The sequence below is a fragment of the Paraburkholderia tuberum STM678 genome (assembly GCF_902833905.1).
Classification (GTDB): Bacteria; Pseudomonadota; Gammaproteobacteria; order Burkholderiales; family Burkholderiaceae; genus Paraburkholderia; species Paraburkholderia tuberum.
On the sequence record NZ_CADFGP010000007.1, the window covers coordinates 150,388 to 169,610 of the forward strand.

A 19,223-nucleotide genomic window follows, 5' to 3' on the forward strand; every position below is an offset into this window, starting at 1 on the left:
GGTTATCGTCAAAACGTCAGAACGCGATGCCGAGCGTGATATACGGCCGCACCCGGTTATCGCGGATCCCGTAAGCGACATCGAGATTGACCGGGCCGACCGGGCTGCGCCAGCGCGCGCCGACGCCGGCGCCCGGATAGAAAACTTTTTCGCCCCAGGTGTCGGTCGCGGTGCCGATGTCGAAGAATACGGCCGCGCCCCAGTTGTGCGAGAACCAGTGCTGGTATTCGGCCGCGCTCGTCAGCAGGTACTTGGTCGGCAGGATCGAGCCGGCGACGTTGTTACCGATGCTCTGGAAGCCGTAGCCGCGCACCGAGTTCGAGCCGCCCGCGCGGAACAGCAGCGACGCCGGAATGCCGCTCGAGCTGCCGCTCGTGAATACGCCGCCGAGCTCGGCGCGGATCAGCACGATGTCGTCGACGCCGATCGGAAAATACTGCTGGCCGCGCGCGTAGCCGCGGATGAACGACTGGTCGGCGAGCAGACCTTTCACCGCGAAGCCCGCCTCGACGTGGATCAGGTTGCCGCGGCGCGGGAACAGCGGGTCGTCGGTGTCGCGCCGCGTCCACGACCACCCCGGCACCAGCGCGTGCGCGCGGCTCGGCGGCGCCGCGTTCTGGTCGAGCTGATCGTCGTAGAACAGCAGCGAATAGCTGTAGTCGAGGAACTGCGACGTGCGCGAGCGCTGCACGCCGCCGCGGATGCTGTAGATGCGCGTGTCGGAGACGTCGGTGGTCGTGTACGACGCGAGCGCGCTATTGGTCCACCCGTGCTGGCCCGGCGGCATCGACAGCTGGATCTGCCCGTATTGCTGCGTGTTGTCGGCGCGGCCCTCGACGGTGAACGGCCACGCCGCGCCGAACGTGTTCAGATACGTGTAGCCGCCCTGCACGAGCGGGCCGTTGTCGGTCGAATAGCCGACGCCGCCGCGGAAGCTGTTATACGGAAACTCCGACACCTTCACGTGCACCGGCGTGTCGAGCGGCTTGGCGGGGTTGTCGTCGAGGTCGATCGCGACGCTCGCGAAGTACGGCGTGTTCTGCAGTTGCCGCTGCAGTTCGGCGACAGTGCGCGTGTCGTAGATGTCGCCCGGCGAGATCGGATTGACGTTGTGGACGATGCGCTCCGGATAGCGCTTCATGCCCTGCACGTCGAGTTGGCCCATCGTGAAGGTCGGCCCGCTGTCGTAGATCACCGACAGCTTCGCCGTGTGCGTGCGCGGATCGATCAGCGCCTCCGAGTGGTAGATCTTCGCGGCGAGGTAGCGGCGCGATTGCAGCTCGTGCAGCGACGCGTTCTTCGCGTCGTCCCAGGCGCCCTGCGAGAACGGCTGGCCCTCGTGCAGCGAGAACGCGAAGCGCGTCGCGTTTTCGCGCGATGGGTCTTCGGTCAGCACGGCGCCGCGAAACGACAGATCGACCGACGTGACTTTGGTCTGCGGGCCCGGCTCCACGCGCACGGTGACCTGCCGCAGGTTGTCGACGGTGCGCACGTCGGTGCTGACGAGCGGCGAGAAATAGCCCTGCGTCGCGGCGAGATCGCGCACCTGCTGTGGCGTCGCGGTGATCAGGAACGAGAACTGGTCGTCGGTGACGTCGGGCCGCTTCGCGAAACGCGAGATATCGAGGTGCTGTTCGAGCAGCCGGCGCAGCGCGCGCGGCTCGGCGACCACCTCGACCTTGTAGCTCGGTGCCTTGCTCGCCGCGTGAGCCTTGCCCGCGGCGAGCAGCAACATCAGGAGGCCGAGGCCGATGGCGAGCGACGCACGCAGCCAGCACCGCGCGAGCGCCTCGCGCTCACGCGCGCGCCCGCGCGCTTGGCCGGTCTCGCCGCGCAACGCACGCGGCATGTCGATCGTACCTCCCGCCAAACAGGACCTCCGGCCTCAATGAGTGAATTCTCGCGCCCCGGCCGCGCATGCGATCGAGGCATGCTATTTGACCACAACGCGACCCCGATCGGCCTGTCTCGTACCCCTGGCGGAGCTCCGCGCTTCATCTCAAAAATGGGCGGCCCGCGGCGATTTTCGACCGCCCGCGACGCATGCGGTAAAATCGCGGACGACGGCGCCCTCCCCGCGGCACCGCGCAGCGGCCAGCCCGAGAGCCGCCACCCTACCCACCACGGACGTCGAGCCATGTATCAATCGGACATCACCCAGTTCCTGAACCAGCTCAAGCAACAGAAGCCCAATCTGGAGGCCGAGCAACGCAAAGGCCGCGCACTGCTGTGGGACAAACAGCCGATCGATCTGGAAGAGCGCGCCGAGCAGAAAACTTCGCGCGTGGAGCAGACGCCTTACTCGTACTACCAGAACTTCTAAGCTCCCCAGTCACGCCGACGATGAGTCACGCTGACGAGGTGCATGGTCCGCTTCACGGCCCGATACACGGTCCAATACACGGCCCGGTTCACGGCCCAGCGCCGGCACCGTCCGACACCGCGCTTTCCACGCCCGCCACCGATTCGACGCCCGACACGGTCGACGGCGTCGCGTTCGCGCGTCTGTACGGCGAGCCGCTGTTCAAGCTGCCGAACGACCTGTACATCCCTCCGGACGCGCTCGAGGTATTCCTCGAGACCTTCGAGGGGCCGCTCGACCTGCTGCTGTACCTGATCCGCAAGCAGAACTTCAACGTGCTCGACATCCCGATGGCGGATGTCACCGTGCAATATCTCGGCTACGTCGAGCAACTGCGCAAGACCAATCTCGAACTCGCGTCCGAGTATCTGCTGATGGCCGCGATGCTGATCGAAATCAAGTCGCGCATGCTGCTGCCGGTCAAGAAGGCCGACACCGGCGAGGAAGCCGAAGACCCGCGCGCCGAACTGGTGCGCCGCCTGCTCGAATACGAGCAGATGAAGCTCGCCGCGCAACGCATCGACCAGTTGCCGCAGCTTGGGCGCGATTTCCTGCGCGCCGAGGTCTACATCGAGCAGAGTGTCGCCCCGCGCTTCCCGGACGTGAACAGCGACGACCTGCGCGCCGCGTGGGCCGACGTGATCAAGCGCGCGAAGCTGGTCCAGCATCACAAGATTTCGCGCGAGGAGTTGTCGGTGCGCGAGCACATGAGCCTGATCCTGCGGCAGTTGCAAAATGCGCGCTTCATCGAGTTTTCCGATCTGTTCGACACGAGCCGCGGCGTGCCGGTCGTCATCGTGAATTTCATCGCCATGCTCGAGCTGTGCCGTGAATCGCTCGTCGAAATCACCCAGGCGGAGCCGTTCGCGCCGATTTACGTGCGACTGGCGTATCTACCGGCCTGAGCGCTGAATGACGGCCGCTTGACGGCCGGACCGCGGCCGGACCGTGGAAATCTCGCTACGAACACCGTCGCAGCGAAGCCTGGCGGGCCTCAGCGGGGAGTGCGCGGCAAGCTCGTCGCGCGCCACTCGGAAGTGCCGCCGCGTTTCGGTGCGTCCGCTGCCCAAATCCACTACAATCCGCGCTCCGAACCCGTCATTTGCCGGTGAGGCGATGAGCCGCGCGATTCCGCCAGGCGTCGCGCCAACCGGATCGCGCGCCGCGCGAGCCTATCCCTGTCCGATCATGAAAGTCATCAGCTCGATCCATGAATTGCGCGACCAGTTGCGCGGCCAGAATCGCACGGCCTTCGTGCCGACGATGGGCAACCTGCACGAGGGCCATCTGTCGCTGATGCGCCTCGCGCGCCAGCACGGCGACCCGGTCGTGGCGAGCATCTTCGTCAACCGCCTGCAGTTCGGCCCGAACGAGGATTTCGACAAATATCCGCGCACGCTCGAAGCCGACATCGAGAAGCTGCAAAAGGAAGGGGTCTACGTGCTGTTCGCGCCGACCGAAAGGGACATGTATCCGGAGCCGCAGGAATACCGCGTGCATCCGCCGCACGATCTCGGCGACATCCTCGAGGGCGAATTTCGCCCCGGCTTCTTCCACGGTGTGTGCACGGTCGTGATGAAGCTGATGTCGTGCGTGCAGCCGCGCGTCGCGGTGTTCGGCAAGAAGGATTACCAGCAACTGATGATCGTGCGCCAGATGTGCCACCAGTTCGCGCTGCCGACCGACATCGTCGCCGCCGAAACCGTGCGCGACGCCGACGGCCTCGCGCTCAGCTCGCGCAACCGGTTCCTTTCAGCCGCCGAACGCGGCGAGGCGCCGATGCTGGCCGCCGAACTCAATCGGGTGCGCGACGCGGTGCTCGCGGGCGAGCGCGACTTCGCGAAACTCGAAGAGTCGGCCAAAGCGACGCTCGCGACGCGCGGCTGGAATCCCGATTACATCGCGATCCGCAAGCGCTCGAACCTGATCGCGCCCGGCGCGCAGGACGCCAACGCACCGCTCGTGGTGCTGGCCGCCGCGAAGCTCGGCGCGACCCGGCTCATCGACAACCTCGAAATCTGACGCCGCAACCGCCCGCGCGAACACAGTTACACTGCGCAGTCACACAGGATTGGATTGATCATGCAACGCAATATGCTGAAGTCGAAGATTCACCGCGTCGCGGTCACGCACTGCGAGCTCCACTACGAGGGCTCGTGCGCGATCGACGAAGATCTGCTCGAAGCGGCGAATATCGTCGAAAACGAGCGTATCGACATCTGGAACATCAACAACGGCGAGCGCTTCTCGACCTACGCGATCAAGGGCGAGCGCGGCAGCGGCATGATTTCGCTGAACGGCTCGGCCGCGCGTCGCGCGCAGCTCGGCGATCTGGTCATCATCGCGGCGTTCGCGGTGGTCGACGAGGCGGAGTTGAAGGCGGGCTGGAAGCCGGACCTCGTGTTCGTCGATGAAAACAACAAGATCAAGGGCAGCCGCGACCACGTGCCCACGCAGGCCTGGAGCTGAGCGAAGCTCAGCTTGACGCTTGACTGATGGCGGGCAGCCCCCCCGCCTCAGCCCTTCTTCCCCGCGCCGTTCGTCCACTCGACGATCGGCTGCCACTGCTCCAGATCCTTCTCCACACGGCTTTTCGCGACGTCCCACAGCGTCAGGCCGTGCGCCGCGAGCTGCACGTAGTTCTGCGTGTCGCGCAGAAAACCGAGCACCGGCAGCTTCAATCCCTCGACGAAGCGATGCAGCTGCTCGGCCGAGCGCGTGCGCGCATCGACGCGCATGCCGACCACGCCGACCTCGATCGCGCCCTTCCTGACCGCCTTTTCCTTCGCCAGCCGCTCGAGAAATTCCTGGGTCGCGAGAATATCGAACAGCGACGGCTGCAACGGCACGATCACCTTGTCGGCGAGATCGAGCGCGATGTTCAGGCGATTGCCGTGCAGGCCGGCCGGCGTGTCGACGACCGCGTGCTCGAGGCCTTTCGGCGGCTTGGCCGGCGTGTCGGGGTTGACCTCCCAGGTTTCGATATTTGGTAGCGTGGCGGGCCGTAATTCGAGCCACGCATGCGCGGAGTGCTGCTTGTCGAGGTCGGCCAGCGCGACCCATTCGCCCGCCGCGGCGAAATAGCCGGCCAGATTGGTCGCTAGCGTGCTCTTGCCCACGCCGCCCTTCGGATTCGCCACCACGATCACCGACATGAAATCTCCCGGAAAGAAGGCTGGACACCGCCAGCCGGTTTGCCGCGCTATTGCTCCGTCCCCGCCGATCCGCTGTGACCGGCGCCGGCGGGCTCCACGATCGCTGCCGTTCGAAGTTCCGTTTCCAGGGACGCCCACCGGTCCAGGCGTTGATAATATCGACAAATTCAGCGCGGCCGAAGCCCCCGCATCGCGAATCGGCCGCTCCAACCCGCCGTTTTTTTCGACAAGGACCTGAAATCTCATGAGCAAACTGCGCCCGGAATACACCGTCGAACGCCTGCTGGAGCGCCAGAAGGGCACGCTGCCGGACCTGCTGGGCCTGCGCGTGCTGACCGTGGACCAAGGCACGCTGGTCGCCGAACTGACCGTGCGCGAGGCGCTGCTCGCGCCGAACGGCTTCCTGCACGCGGCCACGGTGATCGGCCTCGCCGACACCGCGTGCGGCTACGCGTGCATCGCGCATCTGCCCGAAAACTCGCGCAACTTCACGACGATCGAGCTGAAGAGCAACTTCCTCGGCACCGCGACGCAGGGCACGATCCGCGCGGTCGCCAAGGGTGTGCACCTTGGGCGCAGCACGCAGGTCTGGGACGCGACGGTCACCGGTCCGGATGGTAAGACCATCGCGCTGTTTCGTTGCACACAAATGGTGTTGTACTGAGCAAACCGCGCGAGCAGCAATTGCGTTCAATCCGCTGAAGAAGACCGGCGCAAAGCGTCACCCCAGCGCCGCGAACAGCCTGCGCATATCGACGTGCCCGGCCAGCGTATCGGCCAGCCGCTCCAGCGACGCCTCGCGCAACGCCGGATAGTCGAGCGCTTCGGCATCGCTCAAACCCGCCCATGCGAGCAGCGCCGCGCACGCGGCCGGCGTGTCGAACAGGCCATGCACGTAGGTCGTGAGAATCTGGCCATCGGCGGACATCGCGCCATCGGGACGGCCGAAGTCCGCGCCGCCCTCGCGCGGGCCCGCGTGGTCGAGTCGCAGCGCCGGCGTGTCCAATGCCGGCCCGCGCGTCTCGCCCATATGAATCTCGTAGCCGGCGACGTCCGGCGTGCCGGGCAGCGCCAGGCGCCCGGTCACATTCTTCAGCGTCTTGTCGCGCGTGAGCACCGTCGCATAGTCGAGCCAGCCGAAGCCCGCGAAGGTGCCCGGTGCGCCCTCGACGCCATGCGGATCGGCGATCTCGCGGCCCAGCATCTGCATGCCGCCGCAAATGCCGATCACGCGGCCGCCGTAGCGCAGATGCCGCGCCAGCACGTCGCCCCAGCCCTGTGCGCGCAGAAACGCGAGGTCGTCCGGCACGTTCTTCGAGCCCGGCAGGACGATCAGATCGGCGGCCGGCGGCGGCGTACCCGCGCGCACATAGTGAAAATCGACCTGCGGATGCGCGCGCAACGCGTCGAAGTCGGTGTGATTGCTGATGTGCGGCAGCACCGGCACGACCACGCGCAGCAGACGGCGCGAATCAACGCTCGCCGCCGCGCGCAGCTCGGGCGGCAGCATGTCCTCGGCGTCGAGCGTCAGGCCATGCAGATACGGCACGACACCGAGCACCGGCTTGCCGGTCTTCGCTTCCAGCCAGTCGAGCCCGGGCTTCAGCAGACCGATGTCGCCGCGAAAGCGGTTGATGATGAAGCCGCGCACGCGCGCCTGCTCGCTGTCGGACAGACATGCGAGCGTGCCGGTCAGGTGCGCGAACACGCCACCGCGATCGATGTCGGCGACCAGCACGACCGGGCAGTCGACCGCCTCCGCGAAACCCATGTTCGCGATGTCGCGCTCGCGCAGATTGATCTCGGCCGGACTGCCCGCGCCTTCGACGAAAATCGTGTCGTACGACGCGCGCAGCCGCGCATACGACTCCAGCACCGCCTCGAACGCGACCGGCTTGTAGTCGTGATACGCGCGCGCGTCGAGATTGATGCGCGCCTTGCCGTGGATGATCACCTGAGCGCCGCGATCGCTGGTCGGCTTCAGCAGCACCGGGTTCAGATCGGTGTGCGCGTCGATGCCCGCGGCGAGCGCCTGCAATGCCTGCGCGCGGCCGATCTCGCCGCCGTCGACGGTCACCGCGCTGTTCAACGCCATGTTCTGCGGCTTGAACGGCGCGACCCGCGCACCCGCGCGCCGCGCGAGGCGGCACAGTCCCGCAACCAGCGTGCTCTTGCCCGCGTCGGACGTGGTGCCCTGGATCATCAGCGTGCCGCGCGGCACGGGCAGGGTGTCGGGAGGAATGGTCATTCGGGTCACGGCCGTGCAGGTGGAAGATGGACAGTGGCGTTGCAATGCTATCGAGCGGCATTATCCCATCGCGCCGGTACAATCATAGGATGACTCCCCGCGACCTCACCTTCGTCCTCGGCGGCGCCCGCTCGGGCAAGAGCGCGCATGCCGAGCGGCTCGCCAGCGACAGCGCCTTCCCCGTCATCTACATCGCCACCGCCCGCGTCACCGACGACGCCGAATTCAACGCGCGCATTGCGCATCATCGCGAGCGGCGGCCCGCGCATTGGGGGCTCGTCGAAGCGGACGACGACCTCGCCGGCGCGCTCGCGCAACACGACGCGCCGGGCCGGTGTCTGCTGATCGACTGCCTGACGCTGTGGCTCGCAAACCTGCTATGTCCCGCCGACAGCGCGGCGCCGCCGCTGTCGCACTACTACGAGCAGGCCGCCGCGTTCGAAGCGGCGCTCGCCGGCGCGCGCGGCAAGATCATCGTCGTCAGCAACGAGATCGGCCTCGGCGTCGTGCCGCTCGGCGAAGCCACGCGTCTTTACGTCGACGAACTCGGGCGCTTGAATCAGCGCATCGCCGCGTTGAGCAGCGCGGCCACGCTGATGGTCGCGGGACTGCCGCTCGCGCTGAAAAGCGCGAGCGGCATGTGATGCCGCCGCTGACCATGCCGCTGGTCGCGACGCTCGCGGTCGCGGGCGTCGCCGTCGATCGCTGGTTCGGCGAGCCGAGCCGCCGGCATCCGCTGATCGGGTTCGGCAACTGGGCGGCGCGTATCGAGGCGCGCTTCAATCACGACCGGCGTCTGCGGCTCAGGGGCCTGCTCGCATGGGCGCTCGCGGTTCTGCCGCCGGTGTTGATCGCGTGGTGGCTCGTCGCCGTGCTGCCGTTGTTCGCGGCCTGCGCGCTGCATGTCGCGCTGCTGTGGTTCGCGCTCGGCGCGCGCAGCCTGCGCGATCACATCGCGCCGATCGCGCGGGCGCTCGGCCAACGCGATCTGGCCACGGCACGTGAGTTGACCGCACGGATCGTCTCGCGCGACACCGCGCAGTCGGACGAGGCCGCGCTCGCGCGCGCCGCGATCGAATCGGCGCTCGAAAACGGCAACGACGCGATCTTCGGCGCGCTGTTCTGGTTCGCGCTCGCGGGCGGTCCTGGCGCGCTCGGCTTTCGCCTCGCCAATACGCTCGATGCGATGTGGGGTTATCGCACGCCGCGCTATCTGCGCTTCGGCTGGGCCGCCGCGCGCATCGACGACGTGCTGAACTGGATTCCCGCGCGCCTGACTGCCACGAGCTACGCGCTGCTCGGCGACACGCTGATCGCCTGGCGCTGCTGGCGCGAGCAGGCGCCGCGCTGGGACAGCCCGAACGCGGGCCCGGTGATGGCCGCCGGCGCCGGCAGCCTGAACGTGCTGATCGGCGGGCCGGCCGTGTATCACGGCACGCTCGAGCACCGGCCGACGCTGGGCTTCGGGCGTCCCGCCGAGGCGCGTCATGTGGGCGCCGCGTTGATGCTGGTCGAACGCACGGTGATTCTCTGGCTGGCCGTGCTGATCGTGCTGGCGTTGTTGAGCGTGCCGTTTCATGGCTGAGCGGAACGACGCGCGTAGCGATGGGATGAGCGCATGACCGACTGGACGCAACCGCGCGAGCACGCCGCAAGCGGCCCGATCGCGCACGGCGGCAACCTGCACGAAGCGGCGGCGCGCTACGGCATTGCGTACGCGCAGTGGCTCGATCTGTCGACCGGCATCAATCCGCACGGCTATCCGGTGCCGCCGCTGCCCGCCGACGCGTGGCGCCGTTTGCCCGACGAAGGCGACGGCTTCGCCGAGCGGGCCGCGCGCTACTACGGCGCGCCCGATGCCGCGCACGTGCTGCCCGTCGCCGGCAGCCAGGCGGCGATTCGCGCGCTGCCCGCGTTGCTGTCGCCCGCGACGGTCGGCATCGCGCCGCTGACCTACGGCGAGTACGCGCCCGCGTTCGCGCGCGCCGGACACGCGGTCGCGCCGCTCGAGGTGGATCGCGACACGCTGCCCGCCGCGCTCACGCACGTCGCGATCGTCAACCCCGACAATCCGACCGCCACGCATATCGATGCCGCCAGGCTGCTGCACTGGCACGCGCAGTTGCGCGAACGCGGCGGCACGCTGCTCGTCGACGAAGCGTTCGCCGATACGCTGCCGGCCGCGCGGGTCGCGTCGCTGGCGGCGCATACGCACCGGGACGGGCTCGTCGTGTTGCGCTCGCCCGGCAAGTTCTTCGGGCTCGCGGGTGTGCGCGCCGGCTTCGTGCTCGGCGCGCCCGCATTGCTCGCCGCGTTGCGCGACAGGCTGGGGGCGTGGACCGTCAGCGGTCCCGCGCGTCATGCGGTGAGCGCCGCGTTCGACGATGCCGCGTGGCAAACGCGCATGCGTGAGCGGCTCATCGGCGACAGCGCGCGGCTTGCCGGGCTGTTGCATGCGCACGGTTTCGCGACACGCGGCACGCCGCTTTTCGCATGGACCGACGATGCGCGCGCCGCCGCGTTGCATGAAGCGCTCGCGCGGCGCGGCGTGTGGACGCGTCTTTTTCCACCATCGCTTCGGGTGCCATCGGCCAGCGTGCGCTTCGGGCTGCCGGGCGACGAAGCCGAATGGACCCGCTTCGAGCAACAGTTGCAACAGGCGGTTGACTCGATCGATACCGCGCGGTCGAGTTAGCGCAGTGACCTTCGCACCCAAGCCGCTCAACGCTTCGTGATCCGCCCTCGTCCGATGATCCGCTTTGCACCTTCCATCCGCTTTGCCCCGCCCGCGCATGGCTTCATCCATTGGTTCGGCGCCGCAGCGCTCGCGCTGACCGCACTGAGCGCGCACGCCGCGATCACCGTCACCGACGACAGCGGCGCGACCGTCACGCTCGCCGCGCCCGCGCAGCGCGTGATCAGCCTCGCCCCGCACGTGACCGAATTGCTGTACGCCGCGGGCGGCGGCCCGAAGATGGTCGGCGCCGTGTCGTACAGCGACTATCCGCCCGAAGCGAAGCAACTCCCGCGCGTCGGCGACAACAAGGCGCTCGACCTCGAACGCATCGTCGCGCTGAAACCGGACCTGATCGTCGTGTGGCGGCACGGCAACGCGCAGCGCCAGCTCGAACGCTTGCGCGAGCTACACGTGCCGCTCTTTTTCAGCGAGCCGCGCCGTCTCGACGATATCGCCGTGTCGCTGACCAAGCTCGGCCGGCTGCTCGGCACATCGGCGAGCGCGGATGCGGCGGCGGCCGCCTTCCGCGACGACATCGCCCGTCTGCGCGCGCGGTATGCGAACCGCCCGGCCGTCAGCGTCTTTTATCAGGTATGGGACCGGCCGCTGATGACGCTCAACGGCGAGCACATGATCAGCGACGTGATCACGCTATGCGGCGGCCGCAATGTGTTCGCGGACCTGCAGCCGCTCGTGCCGACCGTGTCGATCGAAGCGGTGCTCGCGGCGAATCCGCAGGCGATCGTCACCGCCGCGCCCGGCGCGACGCGGCCCGACACGATGCTGCCGCAACTCGACACATGGCGCGCATGGCCGGGCCTCGCGGCCGTCGCGAACAACAACCTGTTTGCGATCGACGGCGATCTGATCAATCGCCCCGCGCCGCGCATCGCGCAAGGCGCGCGGCAACTGTGCGAGGACCTCGAACTGGCGCGCTCGCGCAGCAAGCAGCCCGCGCCATGACGGCGCCGCGTGTGGCGAGAAAAAAGGATCGGTTTTCCGGATGACCACGCGGGTCACGCATTCCATCGCACGAGCGACCACTGCAGCGTCTCGTCGTTACGTCGCAACCAGACGATCCCCGTCATATCTAGCGACCACTGCAGGCAATGCGCGAGCGGCACCTCCAGCACCCACGACGCGATCGCGCGCATCACGCCCGCGTGCGTGACCACGTATGCGGGCGACAGCTCGCGCGTCAGCGCGAACGCATCGAACCACGCTCGCACACGCGCGACGAATTGCGCGACGCTCTCGCCGCCGTGCGCGCGCGCATGTTCGAAATTGGCGGCCCAGTCGTCGAGCAGCGCGCGATCGATCGTATCCCAGCGCTGCGCTTCCCACTCGCCGAAATCCATTTCCTTCAGGCGCTCGTCGTGGCTGACCACGCAGCCGAAGTCGTTCGCGATCTCGGTCGCTAGGGCGGCGCAGCGCGTAAGCGGACTCGTGATCAGCACACGCGGCGCCGGCACCTGCAAGCTCGCGAGCTTCACCGCCAACGCATTGGACGTGACCTCGGCGCTTTCCGCCAACGCGACATCGCTATGGCCGTAACAAACCCCCGCCTCGAGCGCGACAGCGGGATGTCGAATCAGGACGATATCCATGCAAGCCCCACCAGGTAGATGCTCAATTCGAAGATCTGCTGCGCGAAGCCGAGGCAGTCGCCGGTATAGCCGCCGATGCGTCTGACGAAATAACGGCCCATCGCGAAGCGCAGCGCGAACAGCACAGCACACGTGAGCGCGGCGAAACGCCAGTCGGGCATGCCGGGGCCGTTCGGCCACAGCAGCCACGGCAGCCCGAACAGCACGGCGCACAACAGCGCCAGCCCGCTCAAACGCTGCGCGACCGGCTTGGCTTTGCCGGCCGCGCGCACATAGTCGAGCGTGGCCAGGTAACTGATCGCGCACGCGCGGCTCGCGCCATGCGCCGCAAGCATCAGGCTTGCGGCGCGCAGCGGTGGCAATGCCGCGAGCGTTTGCCACTTGATCGCCAGAGCGATCACGAGCGCGATGGCGCCGAAAACACCGATGCGCGAGTCATGCATGATGCGCAGCGCATCGTCGCGCGTATAGGCGCCACCGAACGCATCGATGCAGTCGGCGAGACCGTCCTCGTGAAATGCGCCCGTGACCACGAGCGACGCGGCCATCGACAGCAGCACCGCGACACTCGCCGGAAACGCGCGCAGCGCGGCCAGATAGACGAGCGCGCTGAAGCCGCCGACCAACACGCCGACGAGCGGAAAATAGCGCGCCGCGGCGTTCAGATAATGCGGCTCGAAACCGACCCAGCGGGGCACGGGCACGCGCGTGAAGTAACCGAGCGCCGTGAAGAAATAGCGCAGTTCCGCGAGCGGGTTCATGAACGTGGCGAGTGCAGATTCACGGCGCTGCGGGCCGAGCTTCGCGTTATCGCGAAGCGCGTGCTCACGCGCTTCACGGTTCGCGATCGGCGACGCCCGCCGAATCGAAGCTGGCCATCTCGTTGACGAAGGCCACCGCCGCGCGCAGCAACGGCACCGCGAGCGCGGCGCCCGTGCCTTCGCCGAGCCGCATGTCGAGCGACAGCAGCGGCTGCGCGCCGAAATGATCGAGCATGCGCCGATGCCCGGCCTCGTTCGACGCATGCGCGAACACGCAGTACTCGCGTACGTCGGGCGAGAACGCATCGGCGACCAGCAGCGCGGACGTCGCGATGAAGCCATCGACGAGGATGGTCATGCGCGCCTCGGCGGCCGCCAGATACGCGCCCGCCATCATCGCGATTTCGAAGCCGCCGAAGGTCGCGAGCACGTCGAGCGGCGCGCGTGCATCCGCATGGCGCGCGAGCGCCGCCGCGAGCACGTTGCGCTTCTTCGCGAGTCCCGCATCGTCGAGACCCGTGCCGCGGCCGACGCAGTCGTCGATCGGCACACCGCACAGGCGGCTCATCAGACACGCGGCCGCCGACGTGTTCGCGATGCCCATCTCGCCGAAGCCGATCACGTTCGTGCCGAGCGCCGCGTGATGACGCACGCGCGCGGCGCCCGCCTGCATCGCGGCGAGCGCTTCGGCGTGCGTCATCGCGGCTTCGTGTGCGAAGTTGCGCGTGCCGGGCCCGACCGGAATGTCGACGAGTCGGTCCGTGGACAGCAGCGGCGTCGCGATGCCCGCGTTGACCACTTCGAGTTCGAGACCCGCGACGCGACTGAGCGCGTTGATCGCCGCGCCGCCCGCGATGAAGTTCGCGACCATCTGCGCGGTCACCGCTTGCGGATACGGGCTCACGCCTTCGGCGGCGATGCCGTGGTCGCCCGCGAAAACGATCATCGCGGGACGCTGCACGGTGGGACGCGTACTACGCTGGATCAGGCCCATCTGGCGCGCGAGCGTTTCGAGGCGGCCGAGGCTGCCGGGCGGTTTGGTGCGCGTATCGATGATCCGCTGCAGCTCGGCGCGTAGCGTCTGATCGAGCGGCGCGACTTCGGGCAAACCGGCTGGGTGTGGGATGCGAGTCATAGGTGTGATCGAAACAAGGGATAGGAATAAATATCAGCCTGACTGTGCGTCATGGCCGGCAGGCGATTCGTGACGCGCGCGCGGCGCGGGTATCAGCGCCTCGTGCTCGCCGTCGCGAATCAGAATCAGTGGATAGCCGAACGCGCGGCTCGTCAACGCGGGCGTCAGCACGTCGCGCACTGGGCCCGCATACGCGCCGCCCGCGCCGTCGAGCAGCAACGCGTGCGTCGCGAAGCGGCGCGCGAGGTTCAGGTCGTGGCACGAGAACAGCACACTACGGCGCGGTTCGCGCGTCCATGCGGCGAGCGCTTCGAGACAGTCGACCTGATGATGCAGGTCGAGATGCGACAACGGTTCGTCGAGCAGCAACAGCGGCGCGTCCTGGCACAGCACCGCCGCGAGGGCAACGCGCTGACGCTCGCCGCCCGATAGCGACAGCACGTCGCGCGCCGCAAAGTCCGCAAGGCCGAGCCGTTCGAGCGCCGCCCGCGCGGCCGCGCGATCCTCGTCGCGCTCCCAGCCCCAGCCGCCCAGATGCGGGAAGCGGTTCAGCAGCACGATGTCGAGCACGCTTGCGTTGAACGCATCGGCCGCGCTTTGCGGCATCAGCGCGCGGCGCCGTGCGAGCGGCAGCGGCTGCCAGTCGGCCACGCGCACGCCATCGAGTTCGACATGGCCCGCCGCCGGATGCAACAGCCCCGCCAGCGTCGATAGCAAGGTGGTCTTGCCCGCGCCGTTCGGCCCGGCGATGCACCAGATTTCGCCCGCATGGAACGTGTGCGTGAACGCGTCGAGCAAGGTGCGCGCGCCGGCGCGCAACGTCAGGCGCTGCGTGCTCAGCATCGAACAGGTGGGGCTGGGTTTGGCTCGTATCATCGGCGGCGTTTGAGCAGCATCCACAGGAACACCGGTACGCCGACCAGCGACGTGATCACGCCGACCGGCAATTGCGCGGGCGCGATCACGGTACGCGCGATCAGATCCGCGCCCATCACCGCGACACCGCCGCCGAGCGCGGCCGCCGGCAGCAGCATGCGCTGATCGTTGCCGAACGCGAGCCGCAGCATGTGCGGCACGACGAGACCGACGAAGCCGATCGTGCCCGCAGTCGTCACCGCCGCGGCCGCCGCCAGCGACGCGACCAGGTACACACGCAAACGCAGCGGCATCACGGCGACGCCCAACGCCTGGGCGGCCGCGTCGCCGCGCAGCAACACGTTCAGACGCGGCGCGGCCGGCACGATCGCAAGCAACACGAGCACGAGCGCCATCAGCGCGGTCCACGGCAGCGCGCCGCCGTTGAGGTCGCCGGTGAGCCAGAACAGCATGCCGCGCAGACGGCTGTCGGGCGCGAGATTGAGCAGCAGCGTGATCAGCGCGCCCCACCCGGCCGCGATCACCGCGCCGGTCAATAGCAAACGGGGCGACGTGTCCTGCGGCTCGCCGCGCCATAGCTCGCGACGCGCGAGGCCGAGCACCAGCAGGATCGACACGAACGCACCCGCGAATGCGCTCGCATCGACGAGCCACCATGCGCCGCCCGCAATCATCGCAACGAGCGCGAACGTCGCCGCGCCGCCCGACACGCCGAGCACGTATGGCTCGGCCAGCGGATTGCGCAGCAGCACCTGCAGCAGCGCGCCGGCGAGCGCGAGCAACGCGCCGCACGCGAAGCCCGCGAGCGCGCGCGGCAAACGCAACGTACGCACGATTTCGCCGGCGAGATCGTCGCTGCCCGTGCCGCCGAACGTGTGCGTCGGCACGAGCGCCGCAAGCACGCGCGACGGCGCGAGCGGCACACTGCCGAGCACCAGCGAGGCGCCGAGCACCGCCACGGCGGCGAGCGCGAGGCCGAGCCAGATCGCGGCCGCGCGTTTCGCGTTCATCGGGCGCGGCGTCGCCATCGCGGCACGCAGCGAAGCGGACGCGCGACTCATCCGCGTGCGCTCACGCATGCGGCCACCCCGGCGCGCGCGTCACTGCTGCTGCCAGCCGAGCGTGAGATACGCACCGCGTCGCGGCGAGTTATACGAGTAGGCCGTTTCATAATCCTTGTTGAACAGATTGTCGATTTGCGCACTGACGTACCAAGCTTTGGTGACGTTGTAGCGCGCCGACAGATTCACGATGCCATAACCGCCGAGGTTGCCGGTGCTATCGGTGCGCGGACCGCTGACGATCCACTCGCCGCCAACCCGCCAGCCACCGATGCTGCGGTTCACCGCGAACGACCCGAACCGACGCGCGCGCCGCACGAGGTCGGTACCGTTGTCGAGATCGACCGGGTTCTGCAGCGTCACCGTTGCGCGCACGTCGGTCTTGCCGACATGACCGCTCCACGATCCCTCGAGTCCCTGCACCTTCGCACGGCCGACGTTCTCCGCGAGGTAGATGCCGGGGATCGTCTGCACGTAGTCGATCAGATTCGTATAGCGCGTCTGGAATGCGTTCAGTCGCATCACGCCGAGCGCATCGGTCGCGTACTGCAAACCGGCTTCGACCGAATGACTGCGCTCGGGTTGGATCGACGGGTTGCCGCTGATCGGATAGTACAGATCGTCGAAGCTCGGCGCGCGGAACGCATCCGAATAGCTTGCGGTTACCTTCCAGCGCGACGTGATGTCGAATCCGTAGCCGAGATAGTAACTGTTCGCCCCACCGAAATCGGAGTACTGGTCGCGTCGCACGTTGGCCTGAATCTGGTTGCGGCCGAAGCGCGCGCTGTAGCCCGCGAAGACCGAATCGACGCGACGGTCGGGCGCGGCGAACGTGTCGGAGTCGAGCGTCTGGTCGAGATGCTCGTAGCCGAGTTGCAGCTTCTGGTTCGCGGCGAGCGCGAAATCGTTCTGCCACGTGTACTGGCGATTGTCGGTATCGAAGCGGCCGTTGTAGATGCCATTGGTGTTCGACACGCTGCGGTCGTCGCCTTCGGCGAGCGTGACGTGGGTGGTCCACCAGTCGGTCAGCTTGCCGTTCGCGAATACCGACACCTGACGCACCTTGCTATAGAGATTGTTCAGATCGGTGGGCTCGCCGTACGCATTGTCGTAGCTGTTGTCGTTGTTCGACTGGAAGTAGCTGACGCCCGCGTCCCACCTGTCGGTGAACTTGTGACGCAGCGACGCGCTGATGCTCTCGTTCAGATTGCCGTTTGCGTTCGGATTCGCGTTCGGCGCCTCGAGCGGATTGAGCGACGAAAAGCCGTCGTCCTTCGTGCGCGCGAGCGAAATATTGAAAGTCGTGCGGCCGTCCTGATCGAGCGCGCCGTTCACGCCGGCTGTTTGCGTCTGCGTGCGATAGCTGCCGTAGCCGACCGAAAAATTGAAACGCGGCGGATGATCGCCGCCGTCTTTCGTGAACACCTGCACGACGCCGCCGATCGCGCCCGAGCCATACAACGCCGACACGTTGCCGTTCACCACTTCGACGTGATCGACCTGATCGAGCGGAATCTGTGCGAGTTGAGCTGAGCCGAGACTCACCGAATCGACGCGCACGCCGTCGATCAGCAGCAGCGATTGCGTCGACGATGCGCCGCGCAGAAAGAGGCTCGTGGTCGAACCGGGGCCACCCGTGCGCGAGATTTGCGCGCCTGGCGCGAGTTGCAACAGGCCGGGCAGATCGGTCGCGGTCGTGTCGGCGATGTCCTGCTGATCGAACTGCGTGGTCTGCGGGATCGCATCGCGCAACGCTTGCGGTCCGCGTTGCGCGGTCACGACGATCGGCGACAGCACGCTGCCCGACGCATCGGCGGAGGCGGCATTGGCAGCGATTGCAGCGTTTGCGGCGGTAGCATCCGTGGCGGACGATGAAGACGAATACGGCGTCGCGGACGCGGATGCAGGCTCGGCGCTTTGCGCATGCACGACGAGCGGCAGGCTCGCGAACGCGAGCAGCGTTGCGCGGGCGATGGGGGACAGCATGGGATGACATTCCTGTGGATAGCGTGCGCGGCCTGCTTCCCCGCAGGCCGACGCGTCACGAGGCGTCCCCTTGTTCAACGTTTTCGCGGGGGACGTCCCTCTTTTCTGGCCGGTATCCGGGCTACGACACATCGATCCCGCCTTCCCACGCGTGACGCGCAGTGGCACACTCGCACGTTGAACTTCCAACCTTGCGACCAGGACCGACCTGCATGAGCACATCACATGCGGTCGCTTACCGTTGCGGGGGCAGCGCAGGTTCGCGCATCCGGTTTTGGCACCGCGCGCGTCCTGCTTCCCGTTTAACTGCGCGCGCCGAGAAGCGCGCGCGGGCACCAGAGTGCGGGAAGTTTACGAGCGGCCTCGCGGGGCGTCAAGAAAGGTCAACCGGAGCGCAATCGGTTCTGTTGAATGCAGGTTATTGTCCGATGGATTACCGGTTTTTTACCTTATGGTCGACGACACGACACGCAACGAACCTGCACGTAGCGATGCTGTTACGTCTCGAAACGAGACAATTGTCGGAACCTGTAATATTCCGCGCTAAAATGCGATGTCTTTAGAGGACGCAGCACATGCTCACCGAACTCGAATCACTCTCCCAGAACATCGGCAAGCTGATTGCGATCAGCCAGCGCCACAACGAAGCGCGGCTCGCGCTCGAAGAGCAGCTCGCGCAAACGCGTGCCGAAGTGCAAGCCACGCATGCGGAACTCGCGCAATTGCGCGAAGAGCGCGACGCACTGCAGGCGGAACGCGACGCGCTGTCCGCCAAGATCGACGACGCTCAGGTGCGCCTGAATGCGATTCTCGAAAAATTGCCGCGCGCACGCGCGAGCAGCGAACCGGATAACCAGCTCGATCTGCTCGAGTCCGCCCAGCCCGGACACGAGGAAGCGGAAAGCGACGTGAGCCGACACGGAGAAAGCGCATGACCACCAAGCAGATCGAAGTATCGATTCTCGAAGTACCCTATCGTCTTGCCTGCTCGCCGGAAACGGAAGGCGCGCTGCTCGAGGCGGTCGCGCGCGTCGACGCCGAGATGAAGAAAATCCGCAGCGGCAGCAACGTGCGCGGCACCGATCGCATCGCGGTGATGGCTGCGCTGTCGCTGGCATCGGAACTGCTTAAGCTGCAAAGCAGCGTGCGACACGGAGAAGCATTTCCCGCTGAAGAAATCCGGCGTACAATGCAACAAATGAACGAACAGCTAGGTACTGTGATCGAGCAGTACAGCTTGCAGTAAGCAGTAGTGGGCCGGTTTCGAATCGGTCACGTGTTGAACGGTTTGGGTT

At 67.2% G+C, this 19,223-nt stretch carries 20 protein-coding genes and 1 riboswitch; of the genes, 11 read left to right on the top strand and 9 right to left on the bottom strand.

The genetic code is table 11. The features are described 5' to 3' along the window. Positions 1 to 16 precede the first annotated feature (16 nt). Positions 17 to 1,870, bottom strand: coding sequence for an autotransporter assembly complex protein TamA (locus tag HWY30_RS08185; RefSeq protein ID WP_090803443.1), 1,854 nt, complete (start codon positions 1,868 to 1,870; stop codon positions 17 to 19). Between the two features lie 267 nt (positions 1,871 to 2,137). Between HWY30_RS08185 and HWY30_RS08190 the strand changes: the two genes are divergently transcribed. The 4 genes from HWY30_RS08190 (at position 2,138) to panD (ending at position 4,831) form a co-directional block, all read left to right on the top strand. Then, positions 2,138 to 2,323: a DUF3460 family protein gene (locus tag HWY30_RS08190; protein ID WP_090803441.1), complete on the top strand. Its 186-nt coding sequence runs from the start codon at positions 2,138 to 2,140 to the stop codon at positions 2,321 to 2,323. 20 nt (positions 2,324 to 2,343) lie between these two features. Continuing rightward, entirely contained in the window at positions 2,344 to 3,267 is a 924-nt protein-coding gene (locus tag HWY30_RS08195; RefSeq protein ID WP_244144827.1) for a segregation and condensation protein A, read from the top strand. A 283-nt stretch (positions 3,268 to 3,550) separates the two neighbouring features. Beyond that, positions 3,551 to 4,384 carry a pantoate--beta-alanine ligase gene (gene panC, locus HWY30_RS08200; RefSeq protein WP_090805609.1) on the top strand — a complete coding sequence of 278 codons (834 nt, stop codon included), beginning with the start codon at positions 3,551 to 3,553 and terminating at the stop codon, positions 4,382 to 4,384. A 60-nt stretch (positions 4,385 to 4,444) separates the two neighbouring features. Beyond that, a complete protein-coding gene (panD, locus tag HWY30_RS08205) occupies positions 4,445 to 4,831 on the top strand; it encodes an aspartate 1-decarboxylase (protein WP_018431692.1) in 387 nt (128 codons plus the stop codon). A gap of 47 nt (positions 4,832 to 4,878) precedes the next feature. Here panD and HWY30_RS08210 read toward each other — a convergent pair whose 3' ends face one another. After that, positions 4,879 to 5,517, bottom strand: coding sequence for a ParA family protein (locus tag HWY30_RS08210; protein ID WP_090803440.1), 639 nt, complete (start codon positions 5,515 to 5,517; stop codon positions 4,879 to 4,881). A 244-nt stretch (positions 5,518 to 5,761) separates the two neighbouring features. Here HWY30_RS08210 and HWY30_RS08215 point away from each other — a divergent pair, with 244 nt between their 5' ends. After that, positions 5,762 to 6,181, top strand: a complete 420-nt coding sequence (locus HWY30_RS08215; protein WP_090803438.1) for a PaaI family thioesterase — start codon at positions 5,762 to 5,764, stop codon at positions 6,179 to 6,181. A gap of 57 nt (positions 6,182 to 6,238) precedes the next feature. Here the strand turns inward: HWY30_RS08215 and HWY30_RS08220 are convergent, their stop codons facing one another. After that, a complete protein-coding gene (locus HWY30_RS08220) occupies positions 6,239 to 7,765 on the bottom strand; it encodes a cobyric acid synthase (protein WP_176078864.1) in 1,527 nt (508 codons plus the stop codon). Positions 7,766 to 7,854: 89 nt separating this feature from the next. Here HWY30_RS08220 and cobU point away from each other — a divergent pair, with 89 nt between their 5' ends. The 4 genes from cobU to HWY30_RS08240 are packed head-to-tail and all read left to right on the top strand — an operon-like array spanning position 7,855 to position 11,465. Beyond that, on the top strand, positions 7,855 to 8,409 hold the full coding sequence (gene cobU, locus HWY30_RS08225; RefSeq protein WP_090803436.1) for a bifunctional adenosylcobinamide kinase/adenosylcobinamide-phosphate guanylyltransferase: 555 nt from the start codon (positions 7,855 to 7,857) through the stop codon (positions 8,407 to 8,409). After that, on the top strand, positions 8,409 to 9,350 hold the full coding sequence (cbiB, locus tag HWY30_RS08230; protein WP_090803435.1) for an adenosylcobinamide-phosphate synthase CbiB: 942 nt from the start codon (positions 8,409 to 8,411) through the stop codon (positions 9,348 to 9,350). The genes cobU and cbiB overlap by 1 nt, the downstream gene beginning before the upstream one ends. A 33-nt stretch (positions 9,351 to 9,383) precedes the next feature. Continuing rightward, on the top strand, positions 9,384 to 10,460 hold the full coding sequence (gene cobD / locus HWY30_RS08235) for a threonine-phosphate decarboxylase CobD (RefSeq protein WP_090803433.1): 1,077 nt from the start codon (positions 9,384 to 9,386) through the stop codon (positions 10,458 to 10,460). A 54-nt stretch (positions 10,461 to 10,514) separates the two neighbouring features. Then, positions 10,515 to 11,465 carry a cobalamin-binding protein gene (locus HWY30_RS08240; RefSeq protein ID WP_090803432.1) on the top strand — a complete coding sequence of 317 codons (951 nt, stop codon included), beginning with the start codon at positions 10,515 to 10,517 and terminating at the stop codon, positions 11,463 to 11,465. Positions 11,466 to 11,518: 53 nt separating this feature from the next. On the opposite strand, the gene cobC is transcribed toward HWY30_RS08240, so the two are convergent. The 6 genes from cobC to HWY30_RS08265 form a co-directional block, all read right to left on the bottom strand. Continuing rightward, on the bottom strand, positions 11,519 to 12,109 hold the full coding sequence (gene cobC, locus HWY30_RS08245; RefSeq protein ID WP_090803430.1) for an alpha-ribazole phosphatase: 591 nt from the start codon (positions 12,107 to 12,109) through the stop codon (positions 11,519 to 11,521). Further along, positions 12,094 to 12,870, bottom strand: a complete 777-nt coding sequence (locus HWY30_RS08250; protein WP_090803429.1) for an adenosylcobinamide-GDP ribazoletransferase — start codon at positions 12,868 to 12,870, stop codon at positions 12,094 to 12,096. Before HWY30_RS08250 ends, cobC begins: the two co-directional genes overlap by 16 nt. Before the next feature lie 73 nt (positions 12,871 to 12,943). Then, positions 12,944 to 14,005, bottom strand: a complete 1,062-nt coding sequence (cobT, locus tag HWY30_RS41490; protein ID WP_090803427.1) for a nicotinate-nucleotide--dimethylbenzimidazole phosphoribosyltransferase — start codon at positions 14,003 to 14,005, stop codon at positions 12,944 to 12,946. 33 nt (positions 14,006 to 14,038) lie between these two features. Then, on the bottom strand, positions 14,039 to 14,881 hold the full coding sequence (locus tag HWY30_RS41495; protein ID WP_090803425.1) for an ABC transporter ATP-binding protein: 843 nt from the start codon (positions 14,879 to 14,881) through the stop codon (positions 14,039 to 14,041). Next, positions 14,878 to 15,942 carry a FecCD family ABC transporter permease gene (locus HWY30_RS08260; RefSeq protein WP_090803424.1) on the bottom strand — a complete coding sequence of 355 codons (1,065 nt, stop codon included), beginning with the start codon at positions 15,940 to 15,942 and terminating at the stop codon, positions 14,878 to 14,880. The genes HWY30_RS41495 and HWY30_RS08260 overlap by 4 nt, the downstream gene beginning before the upstream one ends. A 39-nt stretch (positions 15,943 to 15,981) precedes the next feature. Next, a complete protein-coding gene (locus tag HWY30_RS08265) occupies positions 15,982 to 17,928 on the bottom strand; it encodes a TonB-dependent receptor domain-containing protein (RefSeq protein WP_090803422.1) in 1,947 nt (648 codons plus the stop codon). 90 nt (positions 17,929 to 18,018) lie between these two features. After that, positions 18,019 to 18,283, bottom strand: a riboswitch (cobalamin riboswitch). A gap of 220 nt (positions 18,284 to 18,503) precedes the next feature. Between HWY30_RS08265 and HWY30_RS08270 the strand changes: the two genes are divergently transcribed. Next, on the top strand, positions 18,504 to 18,863 hold the full coding sequence (locus tag HWY30_RS08270) for an ATPase (RefSeq protein WP_090803421.1): 360 nt from the start codon (positions 18,504 to 18,506) through the stop codon (positions 18,861 to 18,863). Next, on the top strand, positions 18,860 to 19,174 hold the full coding sequence (locus HWY30_RS08275; protein ID WP_018419691.1) for a cell division protein ZapA: 315 nt from the start codon (positions 18,860 to 18,862) through the stop codon (positions 19,172 to 19,174). Before HWY30_RS08270 ends, HWY30_RS08275 begins: the two co-directional genes overlap by 4 nt. The last annotated feature ends 49 nt before the right edge of the window (positions 19,175 to 19,223 follow it).

Coding starts and splice junctions, on each gene's coding strand:
- HWY30_RS08270 (WP_090803421.1), top strand. CDS start 18,504: ATGCTCACCGAACTCGAATCACTCTCCCAGAACATCGGCAAGCTGATT.
- HWY30_RS41495 (WP_090803425.1), bottom strand. CDS start 14,881: ATGATACGAGCCAAACCCAGCCCCACCTGTTCGATGCTGAGCACGCAG.
- HWY30_RS08275 (WP_018419691.1), top strand. CDS start 18,860: ATGACCACCAAGCAGATCGAAGTATCGATTCTCGAAGTACCCTATCGT.
- cbiB (WP_090803435.1), top strand. CDS start 8,409: ATGCCGCCGCTGACCATGCCGCTGGTCGCGACGCTCGCGGTCGCGGGC.
- HWY30_RS08260 (WP_090803424.1), bottom strand. CDS start 15,942: ATGAGTCGCGCGTCCGCTTCGCTGCGTGCCGCGATGGCGACGCCGCGC.
- cobU (WP_090803436.1), top strand. CDS start 7,855: ATGACTCCCCGCGACCTCACCTTCGTCCTCGGCGGCGCCCGCTCGGGC.
- cobC (WP_090803430.1), bottom strand. CDS start 12,109: ATGGATATCGTCCTGATTCGACATCCCGCTGTCGCGCTCGAGGCGGGG.
- HWY30_RS08240 (WP_090803432.1), top strand. CDS start 10,515: ATGATCCGCTTTGCACCTTCCATCCGCTTTGCCCCGCCCGCGCATGGC.
- HWY30_RS08195 (WP_244144827.1), top strand. CDS start 2,344: ATGAGTCACGCTGACGAGGTGCATGGTCCGCTTCACGGCCCGATACAC.
- HWY30_RS08215 (WP_090803438.1), top strand. CDS start 5,762: ATGAGCAAACTGCGCCCGGAATACACCGTCGAACGCCTGCTGGAGCGC.
- HWY30_RS08210 (WP_090803440.1), bottom strand. CDS start 5,517: ATGTCGGTGATCGTGGTGGCGAATCCGAAGGGCGGCGTGGGCAAGAGC.
- cobT (WP_090803427.1), bottom strand. CDS start 14,005: ATGACTCGCATCCCACACCCAGCCGGTTTGCCCGAAGTCGCGCCGCTC.
- cobD (WP_090803433.1), top strand. CDS start 9,384: ATGACCGACTGGACGCAACCGCGCGAGCACGCCGCAAGCGGCCCGATC.
- panC (WP_090805609.1), top strand. CDS start 3,551: ATGAAAGTCATCAGCTCGATCCATGAATTGCGCGACCAGTTGCGCGGC.
- panD (WP_018431692.1), top strand. CDS start 4,445: ATGCAACGCAATATGCTGAAGTCGAAGATTCACCGCGTCGCGGTCACG.
- HWY30_RS08220 (WP_176078864.1), bottom strand. CDS start 7,765: ATGACCATTCCTCCCGACACCCTGCCCGTGCCGCGCGGCACGCTGATG.
- HWY30_RS08190 (WP_090803441.1), top strand. CDS start 2,138: ATGTATCAATCGGACATCACCCAGTTCCTGAACCAGCTCAAGCAACAG.
- HWY30_RS08265 (WP_090803422.1), bottom strand. CDS start 17,928: ATGCTGTCCCCCATCGCCCGCGCAACGCTGCTCGCGTTCGCGAGCCTG.
- HWY30_RS08250 (WP_090803429.1), bottom strand. CDS start 12,870: ATGAACCCGCTCGCGGAACTGCGCTATTTCTTCACGGCGCTCGGTTAC.